Source organism: Castellaniella denitrificans, assembly GCF_042653765.1.
In the GTDB taxonomy this organism is placed as follows: Bacteria; Pseudomonadota; Gammaproteobacteria; order Burkholderiales; family Burkholderiaceae_B; genus Castellaniella; species Castellaniella denitrificans.
The window spans coordinates 1-530 of record NZ_JBHSEZ010000025.1 but is presented as its reverse complement, the minus strand read 5'-3'; the positions used below and the strand labels follow the sequence as shown (position 1 = coordinate 530).

General features: G+C 64.7%; 1 protein-coding gene. It reads right to left on the bottom strand.

Translation table 11 applies throughout. From position 1 onward, the window contains the following. On the bottom strand, window positions 1-530 hold a 530-nt coding region (locus ACFO27_RS12155; RefSeq protein ID WP_376817560.1), incomplete at both ends, for an Ig-like domain-containing protein.

Here is a 530-nt window from a genome sequence, read left to right as displayed (position 1 = left end):
ACAGCGTCTTGGAGGCGATGTCCCCATCAGCATCCTTCACGGCAAATACAAAATTGTCCGTTCCGCCCACATGCGGCTTGGCCGTGTACACGTAGCTGCCATCGGCGGCAATCACCAGCGTCCCGTACTGGCCCACGATGGTGTTCACCGCGCCTTGCGTCAGCGTCGTCGTCACGCCATTGGCCACCACCGTCGCCGTCGCACCCGCGCCGGCATCCGCACCCAAGTCAAACCCGAAGGTTCCAGCCGCCGTCGCCGCCGTCGCTTCGCCCGAGTTCACCGCCAGGTCACCGCCCAGCGTCACCGTCGGAATGTCATCGACGATGTCCACCTTCACCGGCACATCAAACGTGTTGCCGTGCGCGTCCTGGACCCTCACCGTCACCGTGTCGGCATCGTCGGCCGTGTTGGCGCCATTGTTGCCACCCGTGTGGCCGATCGGACCGTTCAGCGTATAGACCCACTGGCCCCCAACCTGCGACACCGTCCCATGATCGCCCTGCGTCACCACGCTGACGAACGTGAAGCCC